Annotated in this window: 18 protein-coding genes; 10 read left to right on the top strand and 8 right to left on the bottom strand. The window is 62.0% G+C overall.

From position 1 onward, the window contains the following. Positions 1-36 precede the first annotated feature (36 nt). A complete protein-coding gene (locus DBV08_RS12380; RefSeq protein ID WP_124567598.1) occupies positions 37-1,173 on the top strand; it encodes a sensor histidine kinase in 1,137 nt (378 codons plus the stop codon). Then, positions 1,170-1,814 (top strand): response regulator transcription factor, encoded by a 645-nt coding sequence (locus DBV08_RS12375; protein WP_029536917.1) that lies wholly within the window; start codon positions 1,170-1,172, stop codon positions 1,812-1,814. The genes DBV08_RS12380 and DBV08_RS12375 overlap by 4 nt, the downstream gene beginning before the upstream one ends. Positions 1,815-1,851: 37 nt before the next feature. On the opposite strand, the gene DBV08_RS12370 is transcribed toward DBV08_RS12375, so the two are convergent. Beyond that, the gene (locus DBV08_RS12370; RefSeq protein ID WP_240951824.1) at positions 1,852-2,037 is read right to left on the bottom strand and encodes a hypothetical protein; all 186 of its coding nucleotides are present in this window, start codon (positions 2,035-2,037) and stop codon (positions 1,852-1,854) included. Between the two features lie 207 nt (positions 2,038-2,244). Between DBV08_RS12370 and DBV08_RS12365 the strand changes: the two genes are divergently transcribed. Beyond that, the gene (locus DBV08_RS12365; RefSeq protein ID WP_260395545.1) at positions 2,245-2,577 is read left to right on the top strand and encodes a hypothetical protein; all 333 of its coding nucleotides are present in this window, start codon (positions 2,245-2,247) and stop codon (positions 2,575-2,577) included. Positions 2,578-2,600: 23 nt separating this feature from the next. Here DBV08_RS12365 and DBV08_RS12360 read toward each other — a convergent pair whose 3' ends face one another. The 3 genes from DBV08_RS12360 to DBV08_RS12350 form a co-directional block, all read right to left on the bottom strand. Continuing rightward, positions 2,601-3,746 carry a HoxN/HupN/NixA family nickel/cobalt transporter gene (locus tag DBV08_RS12360; RefSeq protein WP_124567596.1) on the bottom strand — a complete coding sequence of 382 codons (1,146 nt, stop codon included), beginning with the start codon at positions 3,744-3,746 and terminating at the stop codon, positions 2,601-2,603. A 140-nt stretch (positions 3,747-3,886) separates the two neighbouring features. Then, the gene (locus DBV08_RS12355; protein WP_095968798.1) at positions 3,887-4,216 is read right to left on the bottom strand and encodes a branched-chain amino acid transporter permease; all 330 of its coding nucleotides are present in this window, start codon (positions 4,214-4,216) and stop codon (positions 3,887-3,889) included. Then, a complete protein-coding gene (locus DBV08_RS12350; RefSeq protein WP_095968799.1) occupies positions 4,209-4,946 on the bottom strand; it encodes an AzlC family ABC transporter permease in 738 nt (245 codons plus the stop codon). Before DBV08_RS12350 ends, DBV08_RS12355 begins: the two co-directional genes overlap by 8 nt. A 79-nt stretch (positions 4,947-5,025) precedes the next feature. Between DBV08_RS12350 and DBV08_RS12345 the strand changes: the two genes are divergently transcribed. Next, positions 5,026-5,466 carry an Lrp/AsnC family transcriptional regulator gene (locus tag DBV08_RS12345; protein ID WP_020970517.1) on the top strand — a complete coding sequence of 147 codons (441 nt, stop codon included), beginning with the start codon at positions 5,026-5,028 and terminating at the stop codon, positions 5,464-5,466. A 57-nt stretch (positions 5,467-5,523) separates the two neighbouring features. Then, the gene (locus tag DBV08_RS12340; protein WP_095968800.1) at positions 5,524-5,949 is read left to right on the top strand and encodes a VOC family protein; all 426 of its coding nucleotides are present in this window, start codon (positions 5,524-5,526) and stop codon (positions 5,947-5,949) included. Here the strand turns inward: DBV08_RS12340 and DBV08_RS12335 are convergent. Continuing rightward, complete coding sequence (locus tag DBV08_RS12335) at positions 5,946-6,956, bottom strand: AraC family transcriptional regulator (RefSeq protein WP_095968801.1); 1,011 nt, start codon at positions 6,954-6,956, stop codon at positions 5,946-5,948. The genes DBV08_RS12340 and DBV08_RS12335 overlap by 4 nt on opposite strands. Then, positions 6,953-8,143, bottom strand: a complete 1,191-nt coding sequence (locus DBV08_RS12330; RefSeq protein WP_046379083.1) for a pyridoxal phosphate-dependent aminotransferase — start codon at positions 8,141-8,143, stop codon at positions 6,953-6,955. The genes DBV08_RS12335 and DBV08_RS12330 overlap by 4 nt, the downstream gene beginning before the upstream one ends. Before the next feature lie 135 nt (positions 8,144-8,278). On the opposite strand from DBV08_RS12330, the gene DBV08_RS12325 reads away from it, so the two are divergent. The 5 genes from DBV08_RS12325 to DBV08_RS12305 all read left to right on the top strand — a co-directional run bounded on the left by DBV08_RS12325 (position 8,279) and on the right by DBV08_RS12305 (position 12,150). Beyond that, the gene (locus DBV08_RS12325; RefSeq protein WP_124567595.1) at positions 8,279-8,857 is read left to right on the top strand and encodes a carboxymuconolactone decarboxylase family protein; all 579 of its coding nucleotides are present in this window, start codon (positions 8,279-8,281) and stop codon (positions 8,855-8,857) included. Between the two features lie 125 nt (positions 8,858-8,982). Next, positions 8,983-9,378, top strand: coding sequence for a molybdopterin-binding protein (locus DBV08_RS12320; protein WP_003940157.1), 396 nt, complete (start codon positions 8,983-8,985; stop codon positions 9,376-9,378). 74 nt (positions 9,379-9,452) lie between these two features. Next, positions 9,453-10,262 carry a molybdate ABC transporter substrate-binding protein gene (modA, locus tag DBV08_RS12315; RefSeq protein ID WP_124567594.1) on the top strand — a complete coding sequence of 270 codons (810 nt, stop codon included), beginning with the start codon at positions 9,453-9,455 and terminating at the stop codon, positions 10,260-10,262. After that, a complete protein-coding gene (locus DBV08_RS12310; RefSeq protein ID WP_095968803.1) occupies positions 10,259-11,068 on the top strand; it encodes an ABC transporter permease in 810 nt (269 codons plus the stop codon). The genes modA and DBV08_RS12310 overlap by 4 nt, the downstream gene beginning before the upstream one ends. Further along, complete coding sequence (locus tag DBV08_RS12305; RefSeq protein WP_124567593.1) at positions 11,065-12,150, top strand: ATP-binding cassette domain-containing protein; 1,086 nt, start codon at positions 11,065-11,067, stop codon at positions 12,148-12,150. Before DBV08_RS12310 ends, DBV08_RS12305 begins: the two co-directional genes overlap by 4 nt. On the opposite strand, the gene fadD11 is transcribed toward DBV08_RS12305, so the two are convergent. Both fadD11 and DBV08_RS12295 read right to left on the bottom strand, forming a co-directional pair. After that, positions 12,126-13,928 carry a fatty acid--CoA ligase FadD11 gene (gene fadD11, locus DBV08_RS12300; RefSeq protein WP_124567592.1) on the bottom strand — a complete coding sequence of 601 codons (1,803 nt, stop codon included), beginning with the start codon at positions 13,926-13,928 and terminating at the stop codon, positions 12,126-12,128. The two genes, DBV08_RS12305 and fadD11, sit on opposite strands and share 25 nt — an antisense overlap. After that, entirely contained in the window at positions 13,925-14,887 is a 963-nt protein-coding gene (locus tag DBV08_RS12295; RefSeq protein WP_124567591.1) for an SDR family oxidoreductase, read from the bottom strand. Before DBV08_RS12295 ends, fadD11 begins: the two co-directional genes overlap by 4 nt. Position 14,888: the final 1 nt, after the last annotated feature.

Genomic DNA, 14,888 nt, shown 5'->3' with positions numbered 1-14,888 from the left:
GGTCAATCGGGAGCTGTGACAACTACTGTCATTGGCATGACCTGGGCTGAGAACTCGACCGTCCGTGCAACGGGGCGTCTCGTCATCGTCGCGGTGTTCACCGCGACCGCTATCCAGAACTGTGCGTCATCTCTCGACAGCGGATATCGGGTTCCCGGGATCGTCGTCGCGGCAGTTGCCGGGGCATTGATCGCTTGGCAGAGAGTCCCCTGGTACGTCGCCCCAGTGGTGATTACGGCTGCAACCGGCATTTTCGGCTGGGTTCTTCTGCCGCTGCTGGCGTTGGTCCTGTTCGATCTAACAGTCCAGCGGCGCACGAACATCGCCCTGCTCTTCAGTGCAATCGCGATCGCGGTGACAGCATTCGCGCCTGCTCAGGCCACTCCACAGGCAATCGAGATATCCGCGATGATCATCATTCTCGCGTTGCCGATGCTGGCGGGAATGTGGGTCGGACACCGCCGGAAAAGGATCGCGGTGCTCAACGACGAAGTCGCGCGTCTCAAGCACGAACGGAGTCTGGGGGAGGACCGGGCGCGCGCCAAGGAACGGGCCCGGATCGCAGCGGAGATGCACGACGTTCTCGCGCATCGTCTGAGCATCATCGCTCTGCACTCCGGTGTTCTGGAGGCTAAATCGGCGACCCTCCCCGCTCCGATCGGTGATCGACTTAATCTGTTACGCAACGCATCCACGCAAGCATTGTCCGATCTGCGAGACCTTCTCGGGGCCCTTCACGAATCTCCTGAAGATCTGCCGACTCGACCGGTTCTCGTAGATGTCGACGACCTGACCGAACAAGCACGCGCGGCCGGGCAAGATGTCACGCTCGTAGTCGATGGCACTTCAACTGACGCCCCTGTCGCCCATCAGCTCGCTGTACAGCGCATCGTCTTGGAGTCGATGACCAATGCGCGTAAACATGCGGTAGGCGGTTCGGTAACCGTCCGCCTCGCCTACGGACCACCTGTGACTACCGTGTCGGTCGACAACACGCTCGGGTCGGCATCCTCGGATGCAGCCCCCTCCGGCTACGGATTGGTCGGACTCCGTGAGCGAGTGCTCGCGCTGGGAGGTGAATTCGAAGCGGGCCCCACCGACGAAGGCGGGTGGCGAGTCTCAGCTCGAATTCCACACCCCCATCCGGTCGAACAAGATTGGCAGGAAAAATGATCCGCGTAATGATCGTCGACGACGACGCACTTGTTCGACTCGGCCTCACGGACTTACTTGTCGACGACCCCGACATCGAGGTCGCTGCGCAAGCATCCGACGGCATCGAAGCAATCGAGAAGGCTACCGCTCACCGGATCGACGTTGCGTTGGTCGATATCCGTATGCCGAGAATGGACGGCATCGCGGCGATCTCGAGGCTCCGCGCTCTGCCGCATCCGCCGAAAATTATCACTCTGACCACCTTCGATCTCGACGAATACGTCTACGAAGCAGTGGCTGCGGGCGCCGATGGGTTCCTGCTCAAGGACGCTGCTCCCGGCGAAATAGTGCGCGCGGTCCACACTGTGGCTGCGGGATCGGCCATCTTGCACCCCAACGCCGCCAGGCGACTTATCGACCGCTACCACCGCACCGATACGAAGGCGGCAACAAATGCCCGCCAACGCATCGAGTCTTTGACGCCCCGCGAACGGGACGTCCTCGACCTCCTCGCTCGCGGGGATACCAACGCAGAGATTGCGCAGGAGCTCGGTATGCGGGAGAGCACGGTCAAAGCTCACGTCAGTCGCATCTTGGCCGCGTTGCAGACCACAAACCGCGTGCAAGCCGCGCTGCTTGTGCGTGACGCCCAGCAATGACGCCGAGCCACGGTGCTCTACGGCCCTGCTCGCGTATTCACCGAAGCGGATCGACAACCAGCCACTCCACCGTGCCACCGACATTCCACAGTGCGGCGGGGTTGTCGAGCGAGGCTGAGTACGTAGCCGCAGCTTGGTTGCCGACGATTTCACCGCTCTCGCCCGACGGCGGGTTGGGCCGCAGGAATTCGGTGGGGTGCGGACCCGGCCATGCAGGCTCCACTATTGCATCTCACCAACTCCGCAGGATGCGCCTTCCGATAAGTAAGTGTAAGCCGCTGAACATGCCCGACAAGTGAATTGGATTGCGAATCACGTGGGCAGTCGAGTCTGCGACCTCTGCCCATTTCGGTTGATCGACCAGGGGGCAATTCCGCCCGTTGTACTGTGAGCCATGCCGACCCCGCTCCGACGTGCATTCAATATTGGCGTGTTAGCGCTGGCAACGATTGTGGTGGCGGCCTATCTGTATTTGGCCTTCACTTATCGCAGCGCTGATGTCTTTGCGCCGCCGGGACGCATAGAGTCTCTCGGACGGACCTATCTGATCAGCAATTTCCCGCCGCACACTCGTCAAGATATCGAAGAGCGATACGCGCAAGGCCACAGTGAGCAGTACACCTTGGAACGAGGGAGTTCCGTATTTCCGTGGCGCGCTGTCTACCAGTGGCAGAACGACCAGATCCGCGGCCAGGCGACGTCGAGTGCGTACCTGAAATGGGGCGAGACGTACATCAGCTATTCGCTTTCGGGTGGCCCATGATTCCCGCGTAGACCGAGTCGGACTCACATCGCTTCGTCCGCTGCCGCTCGTCGTGCTACTGCTACACCGGACTGCGCCTGCCACCGTTCCTCGATGCGGCCGTACCGCCACACGAGTAGAGCAATCAGCCAGGTGGCGACAAAGAGTCCGACGATGATGAAGCCCATTGCGCCGAGATCCAGGTTTCCGATTGCGCCGAGAATGCCGTCGTGGATGTCGAGTTTGTCGGTGAAGATCGAGATGATTTCCTGGGTCCCGATCAACAGGGCTACTGCCACCGAGAGCCCCGTGATCACCATGTTGTAGTAGATCTTTCGCACCGGTTGGGCAAACGCCCAACCGTAGGCGAAGTTCATGAACGATCCGTCGATGGAGTCGAAAAGCGACATCCCGGCGCAGAAGAGTATCGGTAGGACGAGGATCGAATACCACGGGAGCCCCGTCGCCGCCGCGCCGCCGGCGATCACCAGAAGTCCGACTTCGGTGACGGTGTCGAATCCCAATCCGAACAGTAGGCCGACCGGGTACATGTGCCAGGGCTTGCGGACCATCTTCATGACCGGGCCGAGGATCTTGTTCAGGGCACCGCGGTTGTCGAGTTCCTTTTCGAGTTGTTCCTCGTCAAAGGTTCCGGCCTTGTACTTGGTGTACACCCGATGAATCCCGATGAGAGAGACGAGGTTCAGGATTCCGATCAAGATCAGGAACGTGCCGGAAATGGTGGTGCCGAACAAGCCGGTCCACTTCTCCAGATCGGAGTTGTCGTCGGAAAGGCTGGTGGCCAGTTGCCGCACACCCAAAGCCAACAGGGCGACGAGAACGAAGACGATGGTCGAATGTCCGAGCGAAAACCAGAACCCGACGGACATCGGTTTCTTGCCGTCCGCCACCAACTTCCGAGTGGTGTTGTCGATAGCGGCGATGTGATCGGCGTCGAACGCATGGCGCATGCCGAGCGTGTACGCCGTGACACCGAGTCCGATGCCGAAGACACTGCCTTCGATCGTGTAGTGGCCGGGCACGACCAGACCGAGAAGAACTGCCCACCCGACGACGTTGAGTGCAACGACGGTGACGGTCATCCCGATGATGCTTCGACGCTGGCCTCGATCCAGACTGTGCCAGGCACCGGCGATTCGAGTGCCCGTCGTGGTCATTGTCGTGGACATCGAACCTCACCGATCTTTCAGTCGCGGCCGGCGGCCACACTACTGAAATCGTATAAGTGTTCAACTGTTCAGATAAGCGCCTGGAGGTTACAAATTGCCCATTCGGGAGTAAAGATATTTTGCTCGTCGATGGGAAATGCTCAGGCGAACACGGTGTTGACCAGCGCGACGTAGATCGTCGTTCCGACGACGATGCTCAGGACGGCATTCTTTCGCCACAGGTGCGCGGCGATCGTGGCGCACACTGCAATCAGTTCGGGTAGGCCGTGAGAAGGGGCGGTGATCGACACCCCTTTGAGCGAATACATGACGAGGATCAACATGATGCCTGCCGGCATGTAGATGCCGAGGTAGCCGACCAAGGCGGAGGAGCGCAGTGGCATGAGCGCGGCAAACGGTATCGCCCGCAGTGCGAAGGTGACCACGGCCATGACGGCGACGGCGGCAAAGATGTACGAGGTGTCAGGCATCGATCTTCGCCTTTCGTGAGTCGTAGACGAAGCGGCCGATCAGGAAGAGCACGAAGGCGCCCATCGCAATTGGCAGCATGTGCTCCGGCGCTGCTAGCCGGGCGACCAGAGCGCAGGTGACCGCGGCGACCGGCACCGCGAATCCGTTCTGTGCACGAATCGCTTCGATCGAGAGGACGACGAACAGCGCGGTCAGGGCGAAGTCGAGACCGACGATCGAGTCCGGAATCCACTGCCCTGCAGTCGCGCCCAGGATCGCACCACCGATCCAGTAGGCGTGCAGGTACAGCTGCGAGTAGACGATGGTGCGACCGGTGAGCGTCCGGGGATCGGCAGTCACCGACATCGCGTAGGCCTCGTCGGTCAGTGCGAACATGCTGTAGAAGCGAGCGAAGGGATTTCGAATCTTTTCCAGCGGAAAACTCAAGGCGTAGAAGACATGTCGAAAGTTGACCAGCAGTGCGGTCAGTGCGACGTACGGCAGTGGTGTCATGGCCGCGACCATTCCGACGGCGAGAAACTCCAGCGATCCTGCGTAGATCAGCGAGGTGAAAGCGACTGCCCACCAAGGACTGAGGCCCTGTTGGACCACAAGAACACCGAGCGCGATCCCGAGTGGGAGCAGGCCGAATCCGACCGGCAGCGACAGCTGGAAGGCATGCCGCCACGCCGGGGTTCGCGGCGGGAGTTCGACGGCAGTTGCGGCCGTCGACGATGCTGGTTCGATCACGACGCAAATCTATAACAAAGATCGAGGTGATCGATTGCTCATAATGCCCACATAGTGAACAGTGCGCAATAATAGTGCGATGGATGCCATGGATGACGCAATTTTGTTTCACCTTCGTCAGGACTCTAGTTTGACCAACACCGAATTGGCCGATCTGGTGGGTCTGACGCCCTCGCCTTGCCTGCGCCGCGTGAAAAAGCTCGAAGCCGACGGAATCATCACCGGATACCGGGCGATCGTCAGTCAGGAAGCGCTCGGTCGAGGATTTCAGGTGATCGTCACCGCCGAGATCGGAGTCAATGACCAGGCCACCATCGAAGACTTCGAATCCCAGGTCGCGGCGTTCGACGAAGTGATCGAATGTCGGCGACTGTTCGGAATTCCCGACTATTTCATCCGCGTCGCGGTGAAGGATCTCGCGACGTACGAGAACTTCATGGTCACCAAGCTCAGCGGGCTTCCGGCTGTCTCGAGGGTGACGTCGCTGATCACCATGAAGACCATCAAGAGCGTCGACTGACGCCCGGGCTCACCCGAACCTGCGCCACGTGTCGGTGGTCGGCGTTAACGTCGGAACATGGGATACGAATTTCAAGTCACAGTAGATTCGGCGCACCCGCACGAACAAGCGAAGTGGTGGGCCGCAGCACTCGGGTGGGCAGCGGAGCCTAGCGACGAAGACTTCATCAGGGGCCTCGTTGCCGCTGGTCACGCCAAGGAATCCGACACCACGACCTTCGAGGGAGTCCTCGTCTGGCGCGAAGGCGCGGCCATCAGCGATCCGGAGCATCCTGAACGTCCCCGCGTTCTCTTCCAACTGGTTCCGGAATCGAAGACGGTGAAGAACCGACTCCATTTCGACATACGAGTGGGGGACAAGCGCGAGGATGTCGCAGCGCAACTCGAGAAGGTCGGAGCGACGATCCTGCATCGAGGAGCACAGGGGCCGAGTGTGTGGATCACGATGACCGATCCCGAGGGAAACGAGTTCTGTGTCAGCTAGCGGTACGAACTCGGAGTGTCGCCGGTCCATCGTTTGAAGGCCCGACGGAAGGCGCTGGGTTCGGAGAATCCCAATCGCGCCGAGAGTACTTCGACGGATTCTCCGCGTCGCAGACCGGCGATGGCTACGTCGCGGAGTACTTCCTCGCGCAGCTGATTCAGTGATGTTCCGTCGCGTCGCAGTAGTCGACGCAGGTGGGGAACACTGATCGAGAGCATCTCGGCGATCTCCTCGGCGGTGGAGGTTCGACCCTTCACCCCGAGTTCCAGGACCCGTCGCACCTGCGCCGACGCAGTGCTGTCGTAATCGCGTTCGGACATGAGCTGAATCGGAGATTCTCGGAGGTACTCCTCCAATGTCTCCTCGGTTTGGATGATCGGTGCACGCATTGCCGAGTTGTCGAACTCCAGTGCCGCTCGCTGCGCGCCGAAGGTGACGGGTGCTCCGAAGATGTAGTCGTAGTCTTGCGCCAACCGCGCATCCGGTGCCGAGTAAGGAAATTCGACGGCCCGCAGGCGGACGCGTTTCCCGATCAGCCACGCGGAAAAGCGGTGCAGCAATATCAGGACGAAATCGGTGGTAACACGTTCTGCTACATCAGGTTCGGCGATACCTTCGCGAGCTCGGACGGCAAAACTCACCCGAGTGCTTTCCTCGCCCTTCTCGATTGACAGTGGGGCGAGCGCCGGCAGTGCGCGGATCACGTCGGACATTCGATCGAAGGCCGATCCGAGATCTGGGCAGTGGATCAGCGTCAGGCAGATCAATCGGAAAGTGCCGCGGGGGACCGGAGCTGATCCGAGGCCGAACAATTCGTCGTCGGTGATCTGCCAAGTGGATTGGATGAAGGTGGTGACTTGTGTCGGGGTGAGTCGGGCGCGAGGGTCGGACAAAGTCTCGAGGTCGATCCCGGCAGTTCGCAGTGCACCCGACAAATCGACGTGATTGTCCGGCGAGAACGCGAGGTAGCGGTGGACGAATGCGGTCGGGATTGTCCGCGCTGTCATGGGTGTGCTGCTCCTTGGAGCAGGTGGAGACGGCGCGCTGCTTCGGACAGAATGTGATCCTGTTTGCAGAAGGCGAAGCGCACCAGGTGCTTCCAATCGTCGCGGTTGTCCGCGAACACGTCGACCGGTACGGCTGCGACGCCGATACGCTCGGGAAGCGCGCGGCAGAAATCTCCCGCGTCGGTCTCACCCAACGGCCTGATGTCTGCGAGAAGGAAGTACGTGCCGCCGCCGGAATGCACGGTGAAACCGGCTTCGGTCAGTGCTTTGCCGAGTACGTCCCGTTTGCCTTGCAAGCTTTGCCGAAGCTCGACCACCCACGGTTGTTCGTTGGTCAGCGCATACGCAACGGCAGGTTGAAATGGTGCACCGGCGACAAACGACATGAACTGCTTGGCTGCGCGAACACCGTCGATGAGTTCGCGGGGGCCGATCGCCCAGCCGGTTTTCCAGCCGGTGACATTGAAAGTCTTTGCGGCACTGGACACCGTGACGGTGCGCTCACGCATGCCCGGGAGCGACGCCATCGGTGTGTGGGTGAGGCCGTCGAAGACCAAGTGCTCGTAGACCTCGTCACTCAACACGATCAGGTCGCGTTCGCACGCGAGTTCGGCGATCGCTCGAAGTTCGTGATCGGTGAACACGGTGCCGGTGGGGTTGTGAGGACTGTTGACGATCAACATCTTCGTCTTGGCGGTGATCGCGCCGCGCAATGCATCGAGATCGACCGCGAATCCGTCTCCCGCGGCTACCAACGGAACTGTGCGACGCACAGCGCCTGCCAATGCGACAGATGCTGCATAGGAGTCGTAGTACGGCTCGATCAGCACTACTTCTTCGCCGGGTTCGACCAGTCCGAGAATCGCAGCACTGATCGCCTCGGTGGCGCCGACGGTGACCAGAACTTCGGAGTCGGGGTCACTGTCGAGTCCGTAGCGGACGCGCCGATCCTCAGCAATGGCCTGCCGCAGCACGGGCATGCCCGGGCCGGGTGGGTATTGGTTGACGCCCTCGGCGATGGCTCGCCGCGCTACTTCGAGCATGGCCGCAGGACCGTCGGTATCCGGAAAGCCCTGACCGAGGTTGACCGCGTCGTGAAGGGTGGCCAACGCTGTCATCTCGGCGAAGATCGTGGATGCGAACGGCTGCAGACGCGAGACGGTGCGGTTGCGGGGCGTCGAAGGCATCTTTGCAGCTTAGTCGGCTGAGACCGCATCCTCACATCCGCTCGGGCGCGGTGCTTGTCACGTTTGAATCGCCGCCGTCGTCCAACTCTGTAGAGAGCATCGAATCCGGTGCCCCAGAACAAACGGAGGCTTGCCATGACTCGCATTCCCGCAGTGACACCGTCAGAAGCCAGTCCGTTGATCAAAGTGGCATACAGATTTGCCGCCAGGCAGTACGACGAAGTCCCCGAGCCCTTCGCCGTCCTGGCCAATCACCGCAAACTGTTCGTCGCCGCTGCCCGTCACGAAATGGCCGTGCAGAAGGCGTCGAAGGTGTTGCCGTCGAACATTCGTGAACTGGCCGTCTATCGCGTCGCCTGGACCGTCGGCTGCTCGTGGTGTGTCGACTTCGGGACGATGCTCTCGCGCCTGGACGGTTTGGACATCGACAAGCTGAAAGGGATCGCGAATTACCGCGATTCACCGAAGTACAGCGAGGACGAGCGGGCCGCGATCGCCTACGCCGATGCCATGACCGGCGACCCCCACGGGGAGAACGGAGTGACGGACGAGCAGGTCGCGGATCTCGAGCGCAGGTTCGGGCGGGCGGGCGTCGTGGAACTGACCTATCAGATCGGGCTCGAAAACATGCGCGCCCGGATGTATTCGGCGTTGGGGATCACCGAGCAAGGGTTCAGCACCGACTCCTGCCGCGTGCCCTGGGCCGAAGAATGATGCGCTGACTCGTCTACGGCAACTATCGACAATGCTCCGCAGATACGTGATCAGGATTGACTAGTTCACGCATCTGCGGATCATTTCGGCTTGTTAGGTCCGCACTTGCGACCTACGATCACCTGGTGCCCAACATTCGAATCCGCGAAGCTGCCGGTCTGCTCGGTGTCAGTGACGACACCGTTCGACGGTGGGTCGACGGTGGGCTTCTCACCGCGACGACGGACGACTCCGGCCGCAAGGTCATCGACGGCGCCGAGTTGGCGGGCTTCGCCCGGTCCAACGCCGGACCCGCTCCGGCCGATCCGCTGACGGGCGCGAGTTCGGCCCGCAACCGGTTTGCCGGTCTCGTCACCAAGGTCGTCACCGACAAGGTGATGGCACAGGTCGAAATGCAGTGTGGGCCCTTCACCGTCGTCTCGTTGATGAGTACCGACGCGGTTCGGGAGCTCGGACTCGAGGTCGGGAGTATCGGCGTCGCAATCGTGAAGGCCACCACGGTCATTGTTGAAACGCCGTAACCCTGAAACGCCGTAACTCTGAAAACCTGGCAACTCTGCAAACACCGTAGTACTGAACATACTGGAGGAAATCCGTGAAGCGTGTAGTCGGACTTGTTGCAGCAGGCGCTTTTTCGCTTGCTCTGGTGACTGGTTGTAGTTCCTCCGACAATTCGTCGTCGGAGACGTCGTCGGCCGCTCCGACCACAACAAACTCGAGCGAGAGTGCCACGGGAAGCATCACCGTCTTCGCGGCGGCGTCACTGAAGAACAGCTTCACCGAACTCGGTACTGAGTTCGAGTCCGAGAACCCCGGTTCCAAGGTCACTTTCAGCTTTGCCGGGTCATCGGATCTCGTCGCCCAGATCACGCAGGGTGCACCGGCTGACGTGTTCGCCTCGGCCGATGCCGCCAACATGACCAAGGCCACCGATGCCGGCGTCGTCGCGGGGTCGCCGTCGGATTTCGCGAGCAATACCTTGACGATCGTTGTGCCGCCCGGCAACCCGAAGGGCATCGCGTCCTTCGCCGACCTGACGAAGGACGGGACGCAACTGGTGATCTGCGCTCCGCAGGTCCCTTGTGGTGCGGCTACGAAGAAGGTCGAGACGGCCACCGGTGAGACCCTCTCGCCCGTCAGTGAGGAATCCTCGGTGACGGACGTTCTCAACAAGGTGACGTCCGGGCAGGCCGATGCCGGCATCGTCTACGTCACCGACGCGAAGTCCGCCGGCGACAAGGTGCAGACCGTAGCGTTCCCGGAAGCCACCACGGTGGTCAACCTGTACCAGATCGCGGTGCTGAAGGATTCGAAGAATTCGGAAACGGCAACGAAGTTCGTCGACCTTGTGAAGGGGCCCAAGGGCCTGGCAGTTCTGAGTGACGCGGGATTCGCTGCTCCGTGACACGCCTACGACCGGCAGTCCGCGCCCCGCTCGGGCTGCCGGTATGGATTTACCTCCCCGCGCTGATCGGCGGGGCGTTTGTCATCGCTCCCTTGGCCGCGATGCTTGCCACCGTGCAGTGGTCGCAGTTCTGGGAACTCGTGACTTCCGAATCGTCGGTTGCCGCGCTGAAACTGAGTTTGAAGACAGCGGCGATGAGCACGCTGTTGTGCATTCTGTTCGGGGTACCGATGGCGGCGGTGTTGGCACGCAGCCGCTTTCGGGGACTGTCAGTTCTTCGATCGTTGATTCTGCTCCCGCTGGTTCTGCCGCCCGTGGTGGGCGGTATCGCTTTGCTGTACACGTTCGGCCGCAAAGGGTTGATCGGTGAGCAGTTGGAAGTGCTCGGCATCCAGATAGCATTCTCGACAACCGCGGTGGTTCTGGCGCAGACGTTTGTGGCGCTGCCGTTCCTCGTCGTCAGTCTCGAAGGTGCGTTACGCACTGCGGGAACGCGATACGAGGCCGTAGCCTCGACGCTCGGAGCCCGCCCCACCACGGTGCTTCGTCGGGTGACTCTGCCGCTGGTGCTTCCCGGTCTGGTGTCAGGGGCAGTGCTGGCTTTCGCGCGCGCTTTGGGGGAGTTCGGTGCAACGCTGACGTTCGCGGGAAGTCTGCAAGGGGTCACGCGTACTCTGCCCCTGGAAATCTATCTCCAGCGTGAGACCGATCCTGATGCAGCGGTGGCGCTTTCGCTGGTGCTGGTCGTGGTCGCGGTGGTGATCGTGGTTGCGGTGCGTGGACGCGGATCGGCGGGTTCGTTATGAGTGGCCTCCACGTCGACATCGAGATTCCGGAGCGCGATGTCGTCGCGGCGTTCGACGTCGCGGCCGGTGAGGTGACCGCCATCCTCGGACCGAACGGCGCAGGCAAGTCGACGGTACTGGCGGCGGTTGCCGGACTACATCATCCGCGGCGTGGGTTGATCGAACTCAATTCCCGTGTTCTCACCGATACCGGTAGGGGAGTCGCGTTGGCGCCGCATCGGCGCGGCACTGCTCTACTCGCGCAAGAGGCACTTCTCTTTCCCCATCTCAGTGCGGCTGCGAACGTGGCGTTCGCGCCGCGCAGTGCAGGGCGGTCGCGTCGCGATTCCGCCGAGTCTGCGCGCCATTGGCTGGACGCAGTCGACGCCGGCGATTTGGCTGACCGCAGGCCTTCACAGCTGTCCGGCGGCCAAGCGCAACGGGTCGCAGTGGCGAGGGCATTGGCTGCTGAACCCGAACTGCTTCTACTCGACGAACCGATGTCCGCGCTCGATGTCGCCTCTGCTCCCGCGCTGCGGTCGTTGCTGCGCCGAGTGCTCCGGACCGGGGATCGTACGGCCGTGCTCGTCACGCACGACGCTCTGGACGCACTGGCGCTGGCCGACACGGTCGTCGTCGTGGACGGTGGCCGGGTCGTCGAACGTGGTGACGTACGAACGGTTCTGACCCGCCCGCGTAGTGCCTTCGCCGCACGCATCGCCGGGATCAATTTGCGTAGCGGCACGATGACCGGAGACGGAGTGCTCAGAAGTCCGACCGGGGTGGATATTGCGGGCCGGACGGAGACCGACCTACCGGTGGGCAGTGCCGCCGTGGCGGTCTTCGAGCCGCGAGCAGTTTCGGTCTACCTGGATCCGCCGCACGGCAGCCCCCGAAACGCATTTGCAGTCACGATCGCGGAGATCGAAAACCGAGGCGATGTCGTCAGAGTCCGAGCCGAGGACGACGCGGGCCAGCCGGGCTTGTCTGCCGACATCACGGCGAGCGCAGCGGCCGAGCTCGATCTGGTTCCGGGATCGGCCGCTACGTTTGTGGTCAAGGCCACCGAGACACTGATCTATGCGCAGGGCGCCGGCTCGTAAACGTCCTCTGCAATCGAATCCGCATAGAGTGACGCGATTTCGGGCGCGTACTTCTCGGCTATCGGCTTGCGCCTGAGCTTCATCGTCGGTGTCAGCTCGTCGCCACCAGGTTCCCAGAACGTGGTGAGTACGCGAAATCGCTTGATCTGCTCCGCCCTCGACAGGCGCGAGTTTCCCTCGGCGACAGCAGTTGCGACGATGTCGACGACCCGAGCGTCCTTGGCTAGTACTGCGGCGTCGACCGCAAGTCCCAGTGCGCGCGCCGCCTCGACCGCGGCGTCGGCGCTGAGCGTGATCAATGCGGTGTTGAACTTCCGTCCGTCGCCGATCGCCACGACCTCACCGATCAACGACGACGACGTCTTCACCGCTGTCTCGATGGCGGCGGGTGACATGTTCTTTCCCGACGCATTGATGATCAGCTCCTTCTTCCGATCGATCACGGTGAGGTATCCGTCTGCGTCGGCCGTGACGATGTCTCCGGTCGAGAGCCAACCGTCTGCGCTTATCGCTTCGGCCGTCTTCGTCGGTTCGCCGCGGTACCCCTTCATGACCAGCGGGCCTCGAACCAGCAGCTCGCCGTCCGCCTCGATGCGCATTTCCATGCCTGGGAGCAGCTTTCCGACGGTTCCGAGCTTGGTCGGCTCGGCCGGAGCGGTGCTCGCGATGCATGTCAGCTCGGACATTCCCCAGATCTCCGAGATCGGAACTCCCAAGGACGAAAAGAACGCCAAGGTCTCCGGCGGAATCGGCGCTGCACCGGAAATTGCCCACTTCAGGTCGGCAAAGCCGAGTTTCGCACGCAGAGCGGAGAGAACCATCGCATCGGCTCGGGAGTACTCCGCTTCCAGTTCGGCGGGGACGGATTCATCAGCCCGCAGGTGTGCGAGACGAGTGCGGCCGACGTCGAGTGCCCACTTCAACGCAGCCCGACGCGCATCGTCCGGTTCGTTGGCGACGGCCGATTCGACGGCAACTTTCAGCTTTTCCCACACGCGGGGGACGCTGCCCCAGATTGTGGGGCGACAATCGGGGAGCGCGGCAGCCACCTGGCCGGGATCCGGTACGACGGTGATCTGGGTGCCGAACACCATCTGCATGTACAGGCAGGTGAGTCGATCCGCGATGTGCGCCGACGGCATGTACGACGTTATGCGGTCACCGAATTCGACTGGGAGGACTGCGCTGACGGCGTTGGTTTCGAACAACAGACACGCATGAGTCGTCTCGACGCCCTTGGGGTTGCCCGTCGTGCCGGAGGTGTAGATCAACGTGGCGACGTCGTTCGGTTTCACCGCACGCCAGGTGCCGTCGAAGTCGAAATCTGATGCGGCAGAAGCCTTCATCTGCTCCAAGGTCACGGTACCGGGCTGGGGGACATGCTCTTGCGCGTCGACTACCACGATCGTGTCGAGTGTGGCTCCGGATCGGCGAACGGTATCCACGTACTGGGCTTCGCAGACGAGAACTCGCGCACCGGAATTGGCAAGGATGTAGTGGATGGCTTCGGGTGCCGACGTGTTGTAGACGGAGAAGGACGTCGCGCCGAGGTGTTGGGCGCCGACGTCGATCGGGTAGAACTCGATCCGGTTGCTCATCATCAATGCAACCGTATCGCCATGTCCCACACCGATTCCGGCCAATCCCGCGGCAACCTCGCGTACCTGTTCGGCGTACTCGCGCCACGTCAGTGTTCGCGCGTCGCCGATGTCACGTAAGGCCACCGCGTCGGGCGCTACAGCCGACACTCGCTGGAAGGCTGCACACAACGTGGTCATGATGATCTCCTGGATGCCTTTGTCAGGGCTGATGCATTCGTCGGGGCCGCAGCGGTGGTTCTGGCTTCGAGTTCGCGGATCAGTTCATGTGCTTGCTTGTCCCCGGCCAGGTAGCCGTCGGCCAGGACGTTGACGAATCCGCGTCCCCACGCCCAGGGTTCCCAGGCTGCCGGTGCAAGGGTCCGCGCGGCGCGGCGCGCGATCGCGTCTGCGATCACCGTGGCGGCACGGTCCGGGGAGATTCGATGACGGAGGGGACCGGGTAGTCGAGCGTCGAGTTTGCGCCCGATCTCGTCGTCGTCGAGTGTGGCGCGTGCAAGTTGTGTATCCACCATCCCGAAGTACGCGATGCCGGCAGTGGCGCCGTAGCCGGCAACCTCGAGACGCAGCGCCCGGCCGAGCGCTTCGACCCCAGCCTTGCTGATCATGTACGAAGCGCCGCCCAAACCGGGGGCGAACGACGCCGCCGATGACACGACGACGATGTGCCCACTGTTGCGGATCACCTCGTCGATGGTCGGATGCACGGTGTTGAAGACGCCGGTGAGATTGACGTCGATTACTCGATCGAAGGCGTCGGGATCGATCTGGCGCAACGTTGCCGGGGGAGGGGTGATTCCGGCGTTGGCGACCACGACGTCGATTCTGCCCAGTTGCTCGATGATCGTTTGCACGGCTGCTGTCATGCGGTCCCGATCGCGGACATCGGCCGTCACCGTCACTACTCGCTGTGACTCGAATGCGCGCTCCGCTGCTGCCAGCGAATTCCGGTTGACGTCGACCAGCGCCACGGTGGCCCCCCGTCGGTGAAGAGTGCGCGCCAGTGCCGCACCGATACCGTCCCCTCCGCCGGTGATCAGCACGACCTTTCCGGCGACGTCGTAGTCGATTCGGCGTCCGGGCAGTGGAATGCCCAGATCGCGGACTGTTCCCGCAATTGCGGACATGCGTCTCGTCATT

Source organism: Rhodococcus sp. KBW08 (assembly GCF_003852455.1).
GTDB lineage: Bacteria > Actinomycetota > Actinomycetes > Mycobacteriales > Mycobacteriaceae > Rhodococcus_F > Rhodococcus_F baikonurensis.
The sequence above is the reverse complement of the archived record's forward strand: the minus strand, read 5'-3'. Positions and strand labels throughout refer to the sequence as shown.

Bases quoted from the DNA above. Each gene is read 5' to 3' on its own strand.
- fadD11 (WP_124567592.1), bottom strand. From the start codon at position 13,928: ATGACCACGTTGTGTGCAGCCTTCCAGCGAGTGTCGGCTGTAGCGCCC.
- DBV08_RS12355 (WP_095968798.1), bottom strand. From the start codon at position 4,216: ATGCCTGACACCTCGTACATCTTTGCCGCCGTCGCCGTCATGGCCGTG.
- DBV08_RS12345 (WP_020970517.1), top strand. From the start codon at position 5,026: ATGGATGCCATGGATGACGCAATTTTGTTTCACCTTCGTCAGGACTCT.
- DBV08_RS12380 (WP_124567598.1), top strand. From the start codon at position 37: ATGACCTGGGCTGAGAACTCGACCGTCCGTGCAACGGGGCGTCTCGTC.
- DBV08_RS12305 (WP_124567593.1), top strand. From the start codon at position 11,065: ATGAGTGGCCTCCACGTCGACATCGAGATTCCGGAGCGCGATGTCGTC.
- DBV08_RS12375 (WP_029536917.1), top strand. From the start codon at position 1,170: ATGATCCGCGTAATGATCGTCGACGACGACGCACTTGTTCGACTCGGC.
- DBV08_RS12325 (WP_124567595.1), top strand. From the start codon at position 8,279: ATGACTCGCATTCCCGCAGTGACACCGTCAGAAGCCAGTCCGTTGATC.
- DBV08_RS12335 (WP_095968801.1), bottom strand. From the start codon at position 6,956: ATGACAGCGCGGACAATCCCGACCGCATTCGTCCACCGCTACCTCGCG.
- DBV08_RS12340 (WP_095968800.1), top strand. From the start codon at position 5,524: ATGGGATACGAATTTCAAGTCACAGTAGATTCGGCGCACCCGCACGAA.
- DBV08_RS12330 (WP_046379083.1), bottom strand. From the start codon at position 8,143: ATGCCTTCGACGCCCCGCAACCGCACCGTCTCGCGTCTGCAGCCGTTC.
- DBV08_RS12295 (WP_124567591.1), bottom strand. From the start codon at position 14,887: ATGACGAGACGCATGTCCGCAATTGCGGGAACAGTCCGCGATCTGGGC.
- DBV08_RS12360 (WP_124567596.1), bottom strand. From the start codon at position 3,746: ATGTCCACGACAATGACCACGACGGGCACTCGAATCGCCGGTGCCTGG.